The 15436-nt window shown below is 63.5% G+C and carries 19 protein-coding genes; 5 read left to right on the forward strand and 14 right to left on the reverse strand.

The window, feature by feature from the left end:
• Window positions 1-388: 388 nt before the first annotated feature.
• Together ACFVTG_RS07830 and ACFVTG_RS07835 are read right to left on the reverse strand one after the other, a co-directional pair.
• Window positions 389-511 (reverse strand): hypothetical protein, encoded by a 123-nt coding sequence (locus ACFVTG_RS07830; RefSeq protein WP_390279367.1) that lies wholly within the window; start codon window positions 509-511, stop codon window positions 389-391.
• Between the two features lie 82 nt (window positions 512-593).
• A complete protein-coding gene (locus ACFVTG_RS07835; RefSeq protein ID WP_390279369.1) occupies window positions 594-1484 on the reverse strand; it encodes a helix-turn-helix transcriptional regulator in 891 nt (296 codons plus the stop codon).
• Between the two features lie 139 nt (window positions 1485-1623).
• Here ACFVTG_RS07835 and ACFVTG_RS07840 point away from each other — a divergent pair, with 139 nt between their 5' ends.
• The 3 genes from ACFVTG_RS07840 (at window position 1624) to ACFVTG_RS07850 (ending at window position 4653) form a co-directional block, all read left to right on the forward strand.
• Window positions 1624-2640 (forward strand): zinc-dependent alcohol dehydrogenase family protein, encoded by a 1017-nt coding sequence (locus ACFVTG_RS07840; RefSeq protein WP_390279371.1) that lies wholly within the window; start codon window positions 1624-1626, stop codon window positions 2638-2640.
• On the forward strand, window positions 2637-3905 hold the full coding sequence (locus ACFVTG_RS07845) for a multidrug effflux MFS transporter (protein WP_390279373.1): 1269 nt from the start codon (window positions 2637-2639) through the stop codon (window positions 3903-3905). The genes ACFVTG_RS07840 and ACFVTG_RS07845 overlap by 4 nt, the downstream gene beginning before the upstream one ends.
• Before the next feature lie 559 nt (window positions 3906-4464).
• Window positions 4465-4653, forward strand: a complete 189-nt coding sequence (locus ACFVTG_RS07850) for a hypothetical protein (protein ID WP_284751806.1) — start codon at window positions 4465-4467, stop codon at window positions 4651-4653.
• 37 nt (window positions 4654-4690) lie between these two features.
• Here ACFVTG_RS07850 and ACFVTG_RS07855 read toward each other — a convergent pair whose 3' ends face one another.
• The 5 genes from ACFVTG_RS07855 to ACFVTG_RS07875 all read right to left on the reverse strand — a co-directional run bounded on the left by ACFVTG_RS07855 (window position 4691) and on the right by ACFVTG_RS07875 (window position 8423).
• On the reverse strand, window positions 4691-5056 hold the full coding sequence (locus tag ACFVTG_RS07855) for a TfoX/Sxy family protein (protein WP_390279375.1): 366 nt from the start codon (window positions 5054-5056) through the stop codon (window positions 4691-4693).
• Window positions 5057-5227: 171 nt separating this feature from the next.
• The gene (locus ACFVTG_RS07860) at window positions 5228-5776 is read right to left on the reverse strand and encodes a hypothetical protein (protein ID WP_390279377.1); all 549 of its coding nucleotides are present in this window, start codon (window positions 5774-5776) and stop codon (window positions 5228-5230) included.
• 135 nt (window positions 5777-5911) lie between these two features.
• Window positions 5912-6373, reverse strand: a complete 462-nt coding sequence (locus ACFVTG_RS07865; protein ID WP_390279379.1) for a MepB family protein — start codon at window positions 6371-6373, stop codon at window positions 5912-5914.
• A 282-nt stretch (window positions 6374-6655) separates the two neighbouring features.
• A complete protein-coding gene (locus tag ACFVTG_RS07870; RefSeq protein ID WP_390279381.1) occupies window positions 6656-7675 on the reverse strand; it encodes a sigma factor in 1020 nt (339 codons plus the stop codon).
• Between the two features lie 178 nt (window positions 7676-7853).
• On the reverse strand, window positions 7854-8423 hold the full coding sequence (locus tag ACFVTG_RS07875; protein WP_390279383.1) for a TetR/AcrR family transcriptional regulator: 570 nt from the start codon (window positions 8421-8423) through the stop codon (window positions 7854-7856).
• A gap of 85 nt (window positions 8424-8508) precedes the next feature.
• Here ACFVTG_RS07875 and ACFVTG_RS07880 point away from each other — a divergent pair, with 85 nt between their 5' ends.
• A complete protein-coding gene (locus ACFVTG_RS07880; RefSeq protein WP_284751815.1) occupies window positions 8509-8958 on the forward strand; it encodes a DUF1772 domain-containing protein in 450 nt (149 codons plus the stop codon).
• A gap of 142 nt (window positions 8959-9100) precedes the next feature.
• Here the strand turns inward: ACFVTG_RS07880 and ACFVTG_RS07885 are convergent, their stop codons facing one another.
• The 5 genes from ACFVTG_RS07885 to ACFVTG_RS07905 all read right to left on the reverse strand — a co-directional run bounded on the left by ACFVTG_RS07885 (window position 9101) and on the right by ACFVTG_RS07905 (window position 13105).
• A complete protein-coding gene (locus tag ACFVTG_RS07885) occupies window positions 9101-10354 on the reverse strand; it encodes an RNA polymerase sigma factor (protein ID WP_390279385.1) in 1254 nt (417 codons plus the stop codon).
• 7 nt (window positions 10355-10361) lie between these two features.
• Window positions 10362-10781, reverse strand: a complete 420-nt coding sequence (locus tag ACFVTG_RS07890; RefSeq protein WP_306962323.1) for a YciI family protein — start codon at window positions 10779-10781, stop codon at window positions 10362-10364.
• Window positions 10782-11262: 481 nt separating this feature from the next.
• Window positions 11263-11502 (reverse strand): hypothetical protein, encoded by a 240-nt coding sequence (locus ACFVTG_RS07895; RefSeq protein WP_390279387.1) that lies wholly within the window; start codon window positions 11500-11502, stop codon window positions 11263-11265.
• Window positions 11503-11521: 19 nt separating this feature from the next.
• On the reverse strand, window positions 11522-11680 hold the full coding sequence (locus tag ACFVTG_RS07900) for a hypothetical protein (RefSeq protein WP_390279389.1): 159 nt from the start codon (window positions 11678-11680) through the stop codon (window positions 11522-11524).
• Window positions 11681-11695: 15 nt separating this feature from the next.
• Complete coding sequence (locus ACFVTG_RS07905; protein WP_390279391.1) at window positions 11696-13105, reverse strand: MFS transporter; 1410 nt, start codon at window positions 13103-13105, stop codon at window positions 11696-11698.
• A gap of 598 nt (window positions 13106-13703) precedes the next feature.
• On the opposite strand from ACFVTG_RS07905, the gene ACFVTG_RS07910 reads away from it, so the two are divergent.
• Window positions 13704-14540: a hypothetical protein gene (locus ACFVTG_RS07910; RefSeq protein WP_390279393.1), complete on the forward strand. Its 837-nt coding sequence runs from the start codon at window positions 13704-13706 to the stop codon at window positions 14538-14540.
• A gap of 84 nt (window positions 14541-14624) precedes the next feature.
• On the opposite strand, the gene ACFVTG_RS07915 is transcribed toward ACFVTG_RS07910, so the two are convergent.
• Window positions 14625-15032 carry a RidA family protein gene (locus ACFVTG_RS07915; RefSeq protein WP_390279395.1) on the reverse strand — a complete coding sequence of 136 codons (408 nt, stop codon included), beginning with the start codon at window positions 15030-15032 and terminating at the stop codon, window positions 14625-14627.
• Window positions 15033-15141: 109 nt separating this feature from the next.
• On the reverse strand, window positions 15142-15414 hold the full coding sequence (locus tag ACFVTG_RS07920; RefSeq protein WP_390279397.1) for a DNA gyrase subunit A: 273 nt from the start codon (window positions 15412-15414) through the stop codon (window positions 15142-15144).
• Window positions 15415-15436 lie beyond the last annotated feature (22 nt).

Here is a 15436-nt window from a genome sequence, read left to right on the forward strand (position 1 = left end):
ATTCCTCCCGGAACGCGGCGTCGTATGTCTTTCTGCGGGTGGTCATCTGAAACTGAGGCTCCCATCAAGCTGTCTCACAAAACCATACGGCCGCACGTCGCGAGGTTTGCCCCCGAAGCGGCGAGGGACACGATGGTCAGAAGTTTCATGACGCTGTCATCCACATCCCCAGGCATGCGACAGGCCGCTAAGTTGGCGCCAGTTCATAATTCCCTCCCCAAGGGTTACGTCGTTTGGTTAGGAAAGCCTGAGAGAAAGATAAACCTCCGAAAGCCCGTCTCCGTGTGGAATCGGTCGAATCTCCGTGCGTTTTGGGCGAATCTCCGTGTGAAAATCGCAAAATTCAGTGGAGGAGAGGCGGCGTCTACGTGTTTTGGGCTACCCGTGTCTACGTGTTCGCGCTGGAGGGCGCGCCGTCGAGCTCCGCGACGGAACCACGCAGGAACTGAACGCAACCGCCCAGGTGCCGGACGACGTCGTACGCCTCAACCTGGGCGACCCGACGCGCCACCTAAACCCTCACACGGTCTACTTTCTCTTCCGTCAGCAGCATGCCCTGGATTCGCGCGATACCCGCAGTCGCCTGGTCCACCTCATTTGGCTCTGAGGTCATGCGTGGGCTTGGGGGACTGGGCGGGGTTCTCGGTCGCCGCCCAGGAGGCGAGGAGTTTGAGGGCTTCTTCCGAGGGGCTGCCGGGAATGGCGGGGTAGACAGTCAGGGTGTGGCCGGGGTCGTCCTCGAGTTCCATGGCCTGGTAGGTCAGTTCCAGGAGCCCGACCACGGGGTGGTTGAAGAACTTGGTGCCTGAGTAGTGGCGGCGGACATTGTGTGCTGCCCAGCGCGTGCGGAATTCCTCGCTGCGCATGGAGAGTTCGCCAACGAGTGCTGCGATGTCTTTGTCGTGGGGGTTCCGGCCCGCGTCGCGGCGCAGAATGGCGACGTTGACATTCGCTGCGCGGTCCCAGTCGGGATAGAAGTTGTGGGCCCGGGGGTCAAGGAAGATGAAGCGCGAGTGGTTCGCGGGGCGTGCCGGGCTGCGGTACATCTCGGAGTAGAGGGCGTAGCCGAGGGCGTTGGCGGCAACGATGTCCATGCGGTTGTTGCCGATGAAGGCCGGGGCGCCGGTGATGGCGTCGAGCAGATACTGCATCACGGGCCGCACGGCTGACGCCGGTGGGCTCGCGGGTCTCCGCGCAGAGGTACCGGCCGCACGTGCCAGGTCATAGAGGTGGTCGTGTTCGGCGCGGTCAAGCTCAAGGGCCCGGGCGATTGAGTCGAGGACGCTGTCCGAGACCCCTGTGAGGTTTCCACGCTCGAGGCGGGTGTAGTAGTCGATGCTGACGCCGGCGAGACGGGCGACTTCTTCCCTTCGGAGACCGGCCACGCGGCGCCGGCCGCCGATGGGCTCGATGCCTGCCTGCTCGGGGGTGATGCGTCCTCGGCGGGAGACCAGAAACTCTCGTACCTCGGCTCGGTTATCCATAAGGAAACGGTACGGCGTAACCGGGAACGGTTGGGAGGTTCTGTCATAACCCGTTTCGGCAGAGCCCTCGCTACGCCTGCACGATGCGGGTTTCATGGAAATCGAAGGTCAAGCATTCGATGAAATGGAGCACCAGCGCATGCGCGCAGCAATCATGTATGCCCCCGGAGACGTCCGCGTCACGGAACGGGACAAGCCCGCTCTCCGGAAGCCGACGGACGCAATCATCAAACTGGTCGCAGCCTGTGTGTGCGGCTCGGATCTGTGGCCCTACCGCGGAGCCGACAGCATCGAGGCGCCCAGGCCGATGGGACACGAGTACGTGGGCGTCGTCGATGAGGTCGGCGCCGACGTGCGGAACGTCCAGGTGGGCCAGTTCGTCGTCGGGTCCTTCTTCGCCTCCGACAACACGTGCGAGATCTGCCGCTCCGGGTACCAGACCGGGTGCATCCACCGCGAGGGTGTCGGCGGAGCCCAGGCCGAGTACATGCGCGTGCCCCTCGCCGACGGCACCTTGGTTGCCACGCCGGAAATGCCCGACGCCGGCAAGGTCCCCTCGCTGCTGGCCGCGTCCGACGTCCTGGGCACCGGGTGGTTCGGCGCGAAGGCCGCAGAAGCAGGGCCGGGTAAGACGGTCGCCGTCGTGGGTGACGGCGCCGTGGGGCTTCTCGCGATACTGGCGGCGAAGCAGATGGGTGCCGAGCGGATCATCGCCATGTCCCGCCATGCCTCCCGGCAGGCCCTTGCCCGCGAGTTCGGCGCAACGGACATCGTCGAGGAGCGCGGCGACGCGGGCGTGGCAAAAATCAAGGAACTCACCAACGGCCTCGGTGCGCACTCTGTCATCGAGGCGGTCGGTACCCAGGAATCGATGATGCAGGCCATCCGTGCCACCCGCGCGGGTGGGCACGTGGGCTACGTCGGTGTCTCGCATGACGTCGAGCTCCCTGGACTGGAGCTGTTCTTCTCGCACGTCCACCTGCACGGCGGCCCGGCCCCCGTCCGGGACTACCTGCCGGAACTGATCGACCTGATCCTCCGCGGCGAGATCGATCCCGGCAAGGTCTTCGACCTCGAGCTGCCCCTTGAGGAGGCAGCCGAAGGCTACAAGGCCATGGACGAACGCCGGGCCATCAAAGTGCTGCTCCGCCCGTGAGCACGCCAACCACAACCAAGGTGCCGTCGTCGGGGGCGGTCCCGGCGGCACTCGTCGCCACCGTCATCTTCCTCACCGCCGTCGCACCGCTTGCCACCGACATGTACGTCCCGGCGTTCCCACGCGTGTCGCAAGAATTCGGCACCTCGGCCTCGTCGGTGCAGCTGACCCTGACGACCTTCTTTGCCGGGATGGGACTCGGGCAACTGGTCGGAGGTCCGTTCAGCGACCAACGCGGCCGGCGAATACCTCTTGTCGCCGGCACGATACTCATGACCATCGCGACGGTTGGCTGCGCCCTGGCACCGAGCATCGGATTCATGATGGTCGCCCGCTTCCTGCAGGGCTTTGGCGGGGGATGGGCCATGGTGATCGGCCGGGCCGTCATCGTGGACCTGGCCCACGGCCCGCAGCTGGTCAGGGTGCTCAACATCGTGATGGGCATCGGCGGCGTGGCACCGATCATCAGCCCCTTGCTCGGCGCGGTCATCCTGCAACTGACCGGGTGGCGGATGACCTTCTGGACACTGGCGGCCCTCGGCGTCCTGATGACCCTCTGTGCCCTGTTCATCGTGCCGGAATCCCTGCCGCCCGGGAAACGTCACGCCGGCGGACTGCGTGAATTCGGGCACGCGGCGCGCACTGTCCTGGCGAACCGCCGGTTCGTTGGATACGTGATGGTGGCGTCTTCGGCGTTCATCGCCTTGTTCGCCTACGTCGCCGCGTCCGCGTTCATTCTGCAGAACATGAACGGGTTGTCACCTGTGGCGTACTCCATCGTCTTTGCCGCGAACGCCGGCGGGATGACCATCGCCGCCCTCGTCTCGGCGCGGCTGGCGGGCCGGGTGCCCACCCGACGGGTCATCCTCGCAGGGCAGATCATCGCCCTGGCCGCCGGCGTCCTGATGCTGGCCGGCGCACTCTGGTGGGGCACTCCTTTGCTCGTCGCAATGGGCAGCTTCTTCGCCCTCATGGTGGCCCAGGGGCTCATCAATACCAATGGCGGTGCCCTTGCCTCGGCCGAAGTACCGGCGCACCCGGGCACGAGTTCCGCCGTCCTTGGCCTGGTGCAGTGGACCACGGCCGGCATCATCGCACCGATCGCAGGGCTGGGCGGCACTGACACAGCCGTCCCCATGGCAGCCATCATGATCGCCGGGGCACTCCTGTCCCTCGTCGGCCTCCTCATGGTGGCCCGGCCCGCCACTCCACGACCCGACTCCGATTCCCGGAACCCGCAACTCGAAGGAGCCAGCTCCCCGTGACAACCATCCCAATCATCGGCGCAATGTCACGGCCCGGCTACTGTCCGAAATAAAGTCAAATCGATTGACATGACGTAAGTCACTTTTTATATGCTGGAAATAGGTCAAGCAGCTGGCTTTCTCGATTTAGTACGAGGAGGTCAGTCATGGCACCTATTCAACCCAGTCACCCCCACCTTCATGGTCAAGGGGTCGGCCACCCCGATGTCCGCACTGCACGGCGCGGGGCGCCTTTCACGCAAGCGTCCTCCAGCGAACCTTGGCGGGGCTACCTACCCAGGCAAAGCGCAGTTCAACAACTGTTTCGGCGGTGGCCATCCGTGCCGACGCGCGAATTGGAACGCATCCGTCGCGTGCTTCTGCACTGCGACGAAATAGCGCGCCCGGCCGCAACGCACCGCCTCTCCGAACCAGCCCAAGCGTTGCTGGACCTCGTGACGGGCGAACTTGAGCGACGACGGGAATCGGGAAAACATCAACCACCCAGTGGCAGCCCGGCTACTGGGCATCCCGGACTGCCCAAGCTTGCTCCTGGACGCCGTCGGGGAGAACTTCTCTGATGGCCGGACATTTTGAAGTGTTCACCGACAACGGAGGCCGGTGCAGGGTCAGGCTGGTTGACGAGTTTGGAAAAGAGCTTGCTGTCTCCGCCCCTTTCCGTGATACGGACGCCGCGGCCCGCGGGATCTATGCCTTCCGTGAGATCGCGGCGAGCGGACTCATTGAAGACCACACTTCCCGATTCTGAACCTTTGTGCGCGCCGGTGGCATCACCGTCGCGGCAGTTACGTCTTCGACGAACGCGGTTTCGCAGCTTTCGGCGGGAGAGTCGCAACGTAGGCGAACGCCTTCTCGACCCATTCCGCCGTTTGCTCTTCGTCGCCGTTCCAGGCTTCGGGCAGGCCGACGTAGCCGCCCATGGCGCGGCCTTCCGGGCCGAATGGAAGCGTTTGGTGGCCGGCCTCCAGAGCTGCCTTGTCGGCGTCGGAAAGCTTGACGCCGATCATCGGACCGAACAGTCCGGCAAACATGTTGCCGTTCACGAAAGCGCCCAGGTTCCCGAACATCGGCTTGACGACGACGTCGGGATGCTCCGGGACCACCGCGCGGAAGCGGTCTTTGTCGGCGTCGGACGGTTTGGGTATCTGCATGTGTCTTCTCCGCGGTGGGGGATCGAAAGCCTAGGACTGCATGCAGCATACGACGGCGGGATGCGGGCTGCCAGCGTCGGGGCACCGTGCCCCTTGTCAAACAAGGACAGTGGGACGGGGCAATGTCGAGTCTGGTGGGCGCAGAGAGTGCGTCTGATTTCCTTACCGGGCTCACTCGACGACGGCCATCGGCAGGCCGCCCCCGTGCACGTTGGGGGCGATGCTGTCCAACTGCCAGCCGTTCCCAGATGAACGGAACGTCGCGGTTTGAGGTAGCGAGTAGCCCGACGGGACGCTGCTCGGCCCATTCGCCGTCGAGGCCTGGTATTCCTCGGTCAATTCCTTGAACCGGACGCTCGCCTCCGAACCGGTCACCTCGACCGATTCGACCGTTATTTTGGTCGAAAATGACGTGTACCAGAAGCCCATTGCCTTAAATCCGGCCTTCGAACGGGCCACCTTTGAGAGGTCCTGCTCGCGCTTGGAGAGGTAGGCCGCCGTCGCCTGCCCTCCGGCAAGGCTCGCGGCAGGGGGAGTGTCGAGGACTGTACCGTTTCGATCCTCGACGGCTGCCTGGATGATGGCCGCGAGCTCGGTCGGCGAGGGGCTTGGGGCTGCTGCGGGCGATCCCGCCGTGAGCGGCCCGGCGGCGGGCTGGCAACCGGCAAGGGCTAACCCGAGCACAGCCGCTACGGCGACCGCGTATGTCGGGTGCTTCATCGTGGTCCCCCTGCCGTAGATGTCCTCACAGCCTGCCGTGCCCGCCCCACCCCGTCAACAGGGGTCAGTGATGTGCCGCTACGGGCCTGGCTTACGGGCGCTGTCGAAGTGCGCGACCGTTTCAGTCGGGGTCCGCTACGTGTTAGTTGGAGGAAGCTCGGAGAACGCAGCTCCCTGCGCGCGCTGAGAGCGTGACGCTTGAGGATTCAGGTCGGTGCACCATGCCGGATAGACGCGGAAACCGCGCTTGCCGGGATGCAGGTCGGAGCTGACGTATCCGAGCGAGCTCAGGTGCGCCGCGGTGAATTGGAAGACCCCGAACCGTTCCTTCTCCTCTACGAACACGAGCAGTCCAGACATCGACTCGTCGGTGGTGAATGGGCGGGTCGATCCGCCGTCGCCGCGCTTCCAGACCGCGACGAAGGCGCCGGGCTTCGTCGGTGTGATCCGGGCGGTGCGGATTCGCCACTGTTCCTCCCCGATGCTGGCGACCCCAGATTCGTAGTCGCTGCTCTGTTCTTCAACCTGGATGAAAGGCTGTGCATCGGCATGCGCAGGCGTAAGGTCGATGAAGCGCTTGAACGCTTGGAAATTCACTCTCAAACTGTATTCGCTCAAAAATCCGGCCTGAAGTCTGTCTGGTTGACGGTCCCTAAGCATGCCCACCGTGGAAGCCAGGGGGCGCTGCATCGATTACTTGGCAGAGGGCTGGTCGCTGAAATGGAAGCGAGACGTGGTGTCCCAAGTGAAGGTGCCCCGGTTGACGTCCTGGTGGACGGCTATCAAGTGCACCTCGTTGATGGTCAGCGGTGGCAGCGCAGATGCCCTCAGCTGATCGGACGCTTGTTGAATGCGTTCGGTACTGCCTTCGGCGACGGCCTAGCCCAGGGTGAGATGGGGCCTGAAGGGGGCGTCGGGTAGGGGGCGGCCATTGTTGATGGTCTCGGCAGCTGCGTCGCGGACCGCTGCGGTCAGTTTCGCCCATGATGACGTTATGGTCCCTCTGACCCCGAGCGAGTAGTCATCCGCTTCCGGTTCGCCCAGCTCGACCCTGAACGGCTTGGTCTCGGCCGTCAGGCTCTTAAGCCTGACCATGAAGGCATCCATTTCTTCGGGGCTGACCTCGTCAGAGGCAACCGCGAACTGCTGCAATGTTGCGTGCAGGTAGTTTGCTGGCTGGATGGAGCAGTAGTCGAACGTCTCCAGGACGCGCTGACGTTCTTCCAGTGCCGACCGGAGGTCAGAGTCGGGCAATGCGTAGACGTGCAGGCGGTTCCGCATAGACGGCCACAAGGTCATGGGGTGCCCAAAAAAGCGCTTCACGTGGAAACCGTAGCGTCGTCGTATGAATCGGAGGTGAACCGCCTGCCTAGTAGGCAGCAGGAGGCGCCCCACGCGCCTTGATGGTGGGCGTGAGTCGATCTGTCTGAGGCTCTCAGCGGCCAAGTACCGAATGCGCGATCTGACGACGTCCCGTTCCCCGTCGTTCAGGCCCGCGGTGGTGTCGATCAGTTCGCGGACGTCGCGTTCGGCGTCGAGCCTCGCTGCCACCGATTCAGCATGGTCTGCCTCATGTTCGCCGTGCCGGGGATCCGAGTGCGGTAGCCTCGCAAGGAAATCCGCGTGCCGGCGGGAAGCCCTGGCTCGGTTGCGGTTCGCGTTCGTCGCGACCCCAAGCAGCCACGGAAGGACGGTTTCCCTCCGCGGTCTGAGCCTGTTCCGTTGCCGCCACGCCTCCAAAAAGGTGATCGAGACGAGTTCCTCGGCGTCATGCCAGGACCCGCACCGGGACAGGCAATAACGGAAGACCGCGTCCGCGTGTCTGTCGAACAGCACCCCGAATGCATCGGCGTCGCCCGCAACGCACTCACGCAACAGGTCTTCGTCGGTTTCCCCCATTAGCCTCATGCCTTGTAGTGTCCGCAGGACCCGAAAAGGTTCCCGAGTCCCAAACAATTTTCACCACCCGATGCCCCCAGCTTCCGTCGAACAGCTCACGGCACCGCTCGACGCTACCGGAATTCTGTGGTCAGTCGAGCGAGTCAACCCAACTGGTACTGCACGTTGGCGGACTCGGCTATGGGGTGTCCTGGTCGAAGCAGGCCGCGAGTTCTGTGATGCGTCGGGAGCGGCCTTCCGGACGCATGCGTCCGGCGCGTTCGAGTTGGCTGATGCCGTGCAGGGCACCCCAGAACACCTCGGTCCTCGTTCCATCGCCGTCATCGCGAACCGCATCGGCAAGGGCCTCGAATCCTGCTCGCAGTTCAGGCTCGGTGTCCTCGCTCGCGAAGCGAGTTTCGATCGGTTGCTGGAACATCGCTTCGTAGACAGCCGGATGCGCGGCGGCGAAGTCCAGATACGCGACGGCGACGGCTTCAATCGCGCGGGGTCCGCGCGTGTGCACGACGGCCGAGCGGCACAACCGCGTCAGCTCGACGAAGCCCTCGAATGCGATGACCCGCATGATCTCCGTCTTGCCGCCGGGAAAGTGGCGGTAAAGCACCGGCTGGGTGTATCCGATGGCATCCGCGAGGTGCCGGGTGGTCACGGCCGTCCAGCCCTCGGCATCGGCGCGCTCTTGTGCGGCATCGAGGATGCGCCTGCGCCGCTCGTCGCTGCGTCGTTGCCGGGCCGTGGGTCCAGTCATCGGTCCTCCTCTTGCGCTCTGGGTCTCCATGGGTTTATGTTAGCACCGCTAGAAAAAATAGCACTGCTAACTAGAGGGGAATGTCATGATCCCGGTTCTCTCCGTCGTCACCGCGACCGTCCTCGGCCTTATGGTCGGTGTGGAGTTCGCCGTCGCGTTCGTCATCAATCCGATCCTGCTGCGGCTGCCGGCTGGCGCGTCACTCGAAGCGCGCGCAGACGGCGGCCGAATGCTGGGACGCGCGATGCCGTTCTGGTACATCGGATCCCTGGTCCTCATCGCAGCACTCACTGCAGTCACCTGGGGTACGCCGACCGCTGCGCTGTCACTCGTCGCGGCAGCACTGCTCGCCGTGAGCATCATCATGTCTGTCGCGCTGCTCGTTCCTATCAACAACCGTTCGGTCACCTGGACGGCCGACGACCATCCGGCCGACTGGCGGGAACAACAGCAGCGCTGGGACCGCCTGCACTATGCCCGCGTCGCGATCATCGTCACAGCGTTCGTGCTCCTACTTGTCGCGACAGCGCGCTGACCATAGCCAGAGGCCGTTTCGTGACCGCTCCGTAGCCGTCACCCGTGCGTTGAAGGATCTACACCCGGCGCGCATGCCGCCACAAACCGTTGACAGAGCTACACCACTCACCGCTGCGATCCATCGCGCCTAGCGGGTCCCTTTATGGTCGGCTGACGCCGTCGATCTTGCGCTTGAGCGCCGCGCGTTCGGCGGCGTTCCCGCACAGCTCGAGGGCCTGCAGGAGTGCGGACCGCGCTTCGTCGCGGCGACCGAGCCGGGTGAGCATCTCGCCGCGCACTGCGGGGAGCAGATGCGAGCCGGTCAGTTCGCCCCGTGACGAGATCGCGTCTACCAGTTCGAGACCCTCCGCTGGACCGGCGGCCATCGCGACCGCGACCGCCCGGTTGAGTTCAATGACAGGCGAAGGCGTCAGCCGTCCGAGGGCTTCGTAGAGGATCACGATTCGCTGCCAGTCCGTTTCGGCAACCGAGCGCGCCACCGCGTGACACTCCGCGATGGCGGCTTGGAGGCCGTATGCGCCCAGCCCGCGTCCGGCCCCCGCGGCCCGCGCCAGCGCCGCACGTCCGCGCCGGATCGCCGACTGGTCCCACAGCCTCCGGTCCTGGTCCTCCAGAAGCACCGGGTTGCCGGACGCATCGAGCCGGGCCGGGAAACGGGCCGCCGTGAGTTCCAGCAGCGCGAGCAGGCCGAATACCTCGGGCGCGGGCGCGAGCCGCACCAGGACGCGGGCCAGCCGGCGCGCCTCGCCGGCCAGATCCGTGCGGATCCACTCCTCGCCGCCCGACGCAAACGAGCCCTCCGTAAAGATCAGGTAGATGACCTGAAGCACCGAGCCGAGCCGCTCGGTCAACTCCTGCCGTTCGGGCACAGCGAACGGCACCCGCGCGGCCGCCAACGTCTTCTTGGCCCGCGTGATGCGTGCCTGGATCGTCGCCACCGGAACCAGGAACGCCTTGGCGATCTCGTCGCTGCCCAGTCCGCCGACCACCCGCAGCGTCAATGCGATCCGTGCCTCCTTCGACAGCACGGGATGGCACGAGATAAACATCAACCCGAGCACGTCGTCCTCAATCGCGTCAGGGTCGAACAGCACGTCCGCCCCGGGCGCTGAGTTGTCCAGGCCGCGGGCGAGCACGGCGTACCGTTCGTCGCGACCGGCGCGCCGCCGGAAGGCGTCGATGGCACGACGGCGGCCGGTGGTCAGCAGCCACCCTGCCGGTTCGGTGGGCACCCCGTTTACGGACCAGGAGACCAGCGCCTCGGCGAGGGCTTCCTGCGCGAGATCCTCGGCCAGCGAGAAGTCGCCCGTATAACGGGCGAGGGCGCCGACGATGCGGGCGGACTCCATCCGCCACACAGCCTCGACGGCGCCCCGCGCCTCTGCGCTGCTCACCGTCGGGTCAGAGCTGCCCGGTCAGCTCGCGCCACGCGCGTTCCTTCTGGATCCACTGGTTGTCCTGCGGGAACTCATCGATCGTCGTCACGCGGCGGATCTCGGTCTTGCTACCCGCCGTGAGCGGCGCCCGCTTGGCCCACTCGACGGCCTCCTGCTTCGACGCGACATCAAGGATGTAGTAGCCGGCGAACAGCTCCTTGGTCTCCCCGTACGGGCCATCGGTGACAACCGGCGTCTCGCCGGTGAAGTCGACCACCACGCCCTCATTCGCATCGTCCAGGCCTTCGGCCGCCAGCAGGACACCGGCACGAATCAACTCGTCGTTGAACTTGCCCATGGCATCCATGATCTCCGCGAAGTCTGTGTTCGCGAAGTTCGCGAAGGACTCGTCCGTGGGACGCATGATCAGCATGTACTTGGCCATCGAATGCTCCTTGATTCCGGAAGGTCGCTTTTTCGACCTTCTCACCCACAGGTCGAACGGCGCGAGGCCGGATCGACACAGACCGAAGAATCTTTTTTGTTTGCTTCCGCGCGGGCTTTTGCCGCCGTTCGACCAACGCTAGCTGACCGGCAACTGACCGTATTGTCAAGGGCGCGCAGTGACCCCACCTGTCAGCGGATCCCTCACCGGGACAGACGTTGCAGTCTGCCGTGACGTCACGCCCAGAGGCGTTGATGGATCCAGCCGGCGTCGGTGATCCCGAGTCGGCCGTGAACGGTTGGGTCGGGTCTCCGTAACCGCGCGCAACCGACTCTAGGTGATCGCAGTACTCGTGCCACCACCGGAAGCCTCAAGGTCAGAAATCATTTGCGGAATCCAAGTGGCCGGTCCTGGAACCTGTCGCGGGATACGCACGCTGAGGGATCCTTTACCGGACACTTGCGTCCGGATTCAGTGTCCTTCACTGGTTGATAGACGCCGCGGGCGGCTCTTCGCGTGCGAAGAGCCGCCGTACGATCCTCACTACTAGCAGGGTGAATGTGAGCTCCACGGCAGCGAACTCAATGTCGAATTCGCCTCGCGGCCACGTGATCACGCTGTGAACGAAAGACTGATCCTGGATCTTCAGTTCGTCGCCGAGCACTTCGAACGCGGTGCCGGCCTCGCCGAAACCCGCCCTAACAACAGAGAGGCTGGCCAAGTAGCTGGCCTAAATCCACTCATAACCCAATTTGGCTGTCGCCGATCAATGCCCGGAGCTCGACGACGTCACGATCGACCTGGCCGAGCGAGTCGATAACACCGTCATGGACGTTGGCGTCGATGAGCTTCTGGGCTCCGGCGTGGAGCACGGGCCGGATCGACTGGCGGGCCCCCAACCGGCAGTCCCGGTGTCAGTGGGAGAAGTTTGCTGAGATCTCGGCGAGGGTGCGCCCTTTCGTCTCAGGCGCGAGCCATTGTGAGAGGGCTGCGCCGAGTAATGCGACGGCGGCGGCCACGACCATGCTTGGGCCCAGGCCGATGTTGCTGATCGCCCAGGGCAGGGCGAAGGTGCCGAGTGCGGCTCCGATGCGGCTGAAGGCGGCGGCGAAGCCCATGCCGATGCCGCGCAGGTGGCCGGGGAATACCTCGGCCGGATAGACCTGGGTCATCGTGGTGTAGCCGGCATTGAAGAAGGAGAAGGCGAGAAAAAGGGCGAGCACGAGGATCGCTGGTGCGTTCGTCCAGCCTCCGATGATCAGCAGGATGCCTGCGCAGAGCCACTGCCCGGGCACGGTGAGAATTCGACGGCCGAGCCTGTCAATCAGAAGCACGGTGGTGACAACGCCCGCGGCCGCAAGTGCGGACAGGCCGACTCCACCGGTCCAGCCGCCGAAGCCGAATTGGTTGAGCACGTCGTCGGCGAAGGTCGCGATCGCGAAGTACGGAGTGACCGCACAGAACCAAAAACCTGAGGTGAAGAGGGTGGTGCGCCAGTACTGCCTCGAGAACAGCATCCCGAAGGAAGCGCCCTTGAGTTTGGTCCTGCTCTGCGCGGCTTGGGCCTCCTGGATCATCCTCAGATCGATCTCTTCGGTGATGCTGTCGTGCATCTGGGGCGATTCGACGTATCTGCGTGCAATCGCGAGTGCTTCCTCACGCCGTCCCTTCGTAATGAGCCAGCTCGGCGATTCGGGGAGGCCCATGCGGGCGAGGAACAGGACGAATGCGAGTATCGTGCTCGTGCCGATTACGAGGCGCCATGGGGTGCCGGCGTCGTGCAGGAGCGTGCCGATGATGAATGCCATCATGAAACCGACGTACCAGGCGATCAGAGTCAGCCCGAGCAATCGCCCGCGGAGCTTTGGAGGGGAGAACTCTGATAGCAATGGCCCACCGATTGAGTACTCGCCGCCGATCGCGACACCCATGAAGAACCGGATGATGGCCAGCTGGATCACGGCCCCTTCTCCGGAGGTTACGAAGAACTGGGCCGCTGAGGCGACCAGGAACAGGCCCATGTCCACGAGGAACATGGGCTTGCGTCCGAACTTGTCAGTAGCCCAGCCGGCCAGCGGGGAGCCGACGAAGATACCAACCAGCGGGCCTGCAGCAATCATGCCCAGAGATAGTGCGTCGAGCTGGAGATCTGAGCGCATGAGTCCGCTGACGGGGCCGATGATTCCGAGGATGTAACCATCGAGGAACATCCCGCCGATGAAGACAGAGACAAGCCGCACCATGAAGCGGCGTTTGAACTTGGAGCTGGTCTCTCTTGATTTGGAGGTGTCGACGGAGGCCGTCGTCCCGGTCGGATTGATCATTGAGATTTGTTCCCTTCTGACTTCAGCGCAAACCGCTGACGCCGTTTCCTAGACGCACGGACAGCCGCAGCCCTTAGTGACCGGTGGACGATGCCGACCGGCTTGACGCCAGCCGATATGGCGGCGCAGGACTCGCGAGATGATTTCGGCGTCGTCATGTATCACTGTTGCCAAATGTGACATATGACTCATATATCAGAAAACTCTAAGGGTGCGATCCTCGCCCGGTCAAGAGTTTGATGTGTTAATTGGTTGTATCCGTCGGCTCACCTTAATTGGTTGTATCCGTCGACTCACGGGGGTCTGTCTGAACCGGCGCAGGTTCCGTGCCGCAGTCATAGGAGTTGCGGGGGGGGGGGGGGCGTAGTGGACCGCCTCGAATTCGGTCGGCGTGGCCATTTGCGATGGCTGCCGTGGAGCCTGCAGATCTTTAGGCCCCACAAGCATGAACCAAACGTCCCTGACCACGACTCGTAGTGCCCGGTGCAGGATCCTCTACCGCGCTGCGGTCACCCAACGCCGTTAGGCGAAGGAGTCAACAAAACCGGGGGCAGTCTCCCGACCAACGAATGTCGGTCACGTCTGAGATGCTTGACTGATGGCGCTCAAGAACCCTGTTTACCTCGATCTAGAGACCCTGCTCGCGCAAGCTGAGTACAACGACGTGCAAGTGCCGGTTCAAGCCGACATCGTGGAAAAGACAGTGAAGCAGCGCTCTGGTAAAGCAAATTTCGGCTACGGCGGCCTGGGTGCCGGTGGTTCAGCGGGATCCGAGGTTGAGTTTCAGACGAGCTACACGATGACACCTACCGAAAAGGCGACTGTCAGTAAGGTTATCGACGGATTGATTCGCGCCGACGTGGTGTCCATGGTTCCTGTGTCAAAATCTCTCGTCAAGGACGATCTTTTCGAGCTTGAGGGAACAGCCCGCATTACCGCGGCGAGCCTTGCCGGGAAGCTATTCAACCTTCTGTTCCAGTATCTGAAGGACATTGACCAGGACATCACGAATATTCAGTTCACGGACATTGCCCCAGACATCAAGCAGCTTATGCAGAAAGTTTACCTAGGCAACGAACTCGTTCCCATTCCCCTTCTCATCGAACTGGAGAACACTGGGCTCGAACAGAAGGTCTTCGTCAACCTTCGTCCGAGTTTCTTCATCGAGAGCGCTTCACTTGACCGCATCGAAGGCGAGATGCGCGTGTTAGGCACCATCCGCAATCTCATCGACGGCGGTGATGAAGGGTACCTAAGTTCCGAGGAGTGGCTCCTTCATGGCTGGGAGTACCTAATGAAACGCATGATGATGTTGAACCTCAACGAGCAGGTAGAGGGCCTCACGGCGGCCCTGAAACTTGATATGCCGGAAGATGATGTCCATGCCTGGATTAAGGGCCCCGCAATCGTAATCGACGCTATCGCCATCTACTAGGCGCCCTCTTCCACTGAGGTAACCTTCGGCCTATGCCGGAAAGCAGTGTCCCAGTGAAGGATCCCTGAAACGAGCTATGGCACGTCAGTCCACAACTGCAGCGATAGCCTCAATCTCGACGAGTTGGTCGGGGTAGCCAAGAACCGTGACACCCATCAGCGTGCTCGGCACATCGTGCCCGCCGAATGCCGCCCGGACCACATCCCACGCCGTTACCAGATCAGCGTGGTGGCCGGACGCGACGAGGACGCGGGTGGAAATCACATCGTCAATACCCGCGCCGGCGGCTTCCAGAGCAAGGTGCATGTTCTGGATCGCCTTCTCAGCCTGTGCCGCGTAGTCCCCGACACCAGCCGTCGATCCATCCTCATTCAACGGGCACGCTCCGGCCAAGAAGATGAGCCGCGCATTGCTGGGAGCGGTTGCCGCGTACGCATATTGGGCAACATCGGCAAGTGCGCCCGAACGAATCAGAGTGATCGAGGCCGGCATGGTAGTCGTGTTGGATCTTCTGGTGCCACCGTAACAACGGAGGACGCCAAGCAATCACCACGTCCCGTAAGCCGATCCCGCAACGGTAAACGGACAGCACGCGACCAGTTCAGCGCCCATCGGGCAACCTTGATCTGAGTTCTTCTGCACGGGAAGCGATGGCCTGACGCTGGTCCCGGGTGAATCTTTTGGCCTGCATGTCCAGGACTACACGGCTGCCGACTGCCCCCACGCCCAACAGCTGACCCACCCGACGGATGGCTTCGTCCACGTCCTCTGAATCGTCTATCACCTGGAAGACCTCGTCGCGCCGGTCCATCGCCTGCTCCAGGGCCTCGAGGATCATCAATTCATCCCTGGTCTGCCGCTCGTCCTCATCCATGCCGCGATTCTTGCACGACAGG

Source organism: Arthrobacter sp. NPDC058127 (genome assembly GCF_042884555.1).
Taxonomy (GTDB): domain Bacteria; phylum Actinomycetota; class Actinomycetes; order Actinomycetales; family Micrococcaceae; genus Arthrobacter.

Bases quoted from the DNA above. Each gene is read 5' to 3' on its own strand.
- ACFVTG_RS07920 (WP_390279397.1), bottom strand. From the start codon at position 15,414: ATGGATGAGGACGAGCGGCAGACCAGGGATGAATTGATGATCCTCGAG.
- ACFVTG_RS07905 (WP_390279391.1), bottom strand. From the start codon at position 13,105: ATGATCAATCCGACCGGGACGACGGCCTCCGTCGACACCTCCAAATCA.
- ACFVTG_RS07875 (WP_390279383.1), bottom strand. From the start codon at position 8,423: ATGACTGGACCCACGGCCCGGCAACGACGCAGCGACGAGCGGCGCAGG.
- ACFVTG_RS07910 (WP_390279393.1), top strand. From the start codon at position 13,704: ATGGCGCTCAAGAACCCTGTTTACCTCGATCTAGAGACCCTGCTCGCG.
- ACFVTG_RS07840 (WP_390279371.1), top strand. From the start codon at position 1,624: ATGCGCGCAGCAATCATGTATGCCCCCGGAGACGTCCGCGTCACGGAA.
- ACFVTG_RS07915 (WP_390279395.1), bottom strand. From the start codon at position 15,032: ATGCCGGCCTCGATCACTCTGATTCGTTCGGGCGCACTTGCCGATGTT.
- ACFVTG_RS07860 (WP_390279377.1), bottom strand. From the start codon at position 5,776: ATGAAGCACCCGACATACGCGGTCGCCGTAGCGGCTGTGCTCGGGTTA.
- ACFVTG_RS07850 (WP_284751806.1), top strand. From the start codon at position 4,465: ATGGCCGGACATTTTGAAGTGTTCACCGACAACGGAGGCCGGTGCAGG.
- ACFVTG_RS07835 (WP_390279369.1), bottom strand. From the start codon at position 1,484: ATGGATAACCGAGCCGAGGTACGAGAGTTTCTGGTCTCCCGCCGAGGA.
- ACFVTG_RS07870 (WP_390279381.1), bottom strand. From the start codon at position 7,675: ATGGGGGAAACCGACGAAGACCTGTTGCGTGAGTGCGTTGCGGGCGAC.
- ACFVTG_RS07855 (WP_390279375.1), bottom strand. From the start codon at position 5,056: ATGCAGATACCCAAACCGTCCGACGCCGACAAAGACCGCTTCCGCGCG.
- ACFVTG_RS07890 (WP_306962323.1), bottom strand. From the start codon at position 10,781: ATGGCCAAGTACATGCTGATCATGCGTCCCACGGACGAGTCCTTCGCG.
- ACFVTG_RS07880 (WP_284751815.1), top strand. From the start codon at position 8,509: ATGATCCCGGTTCTCTCCGTCGTCACCGCGACCGTCCTCGGCCTTATG.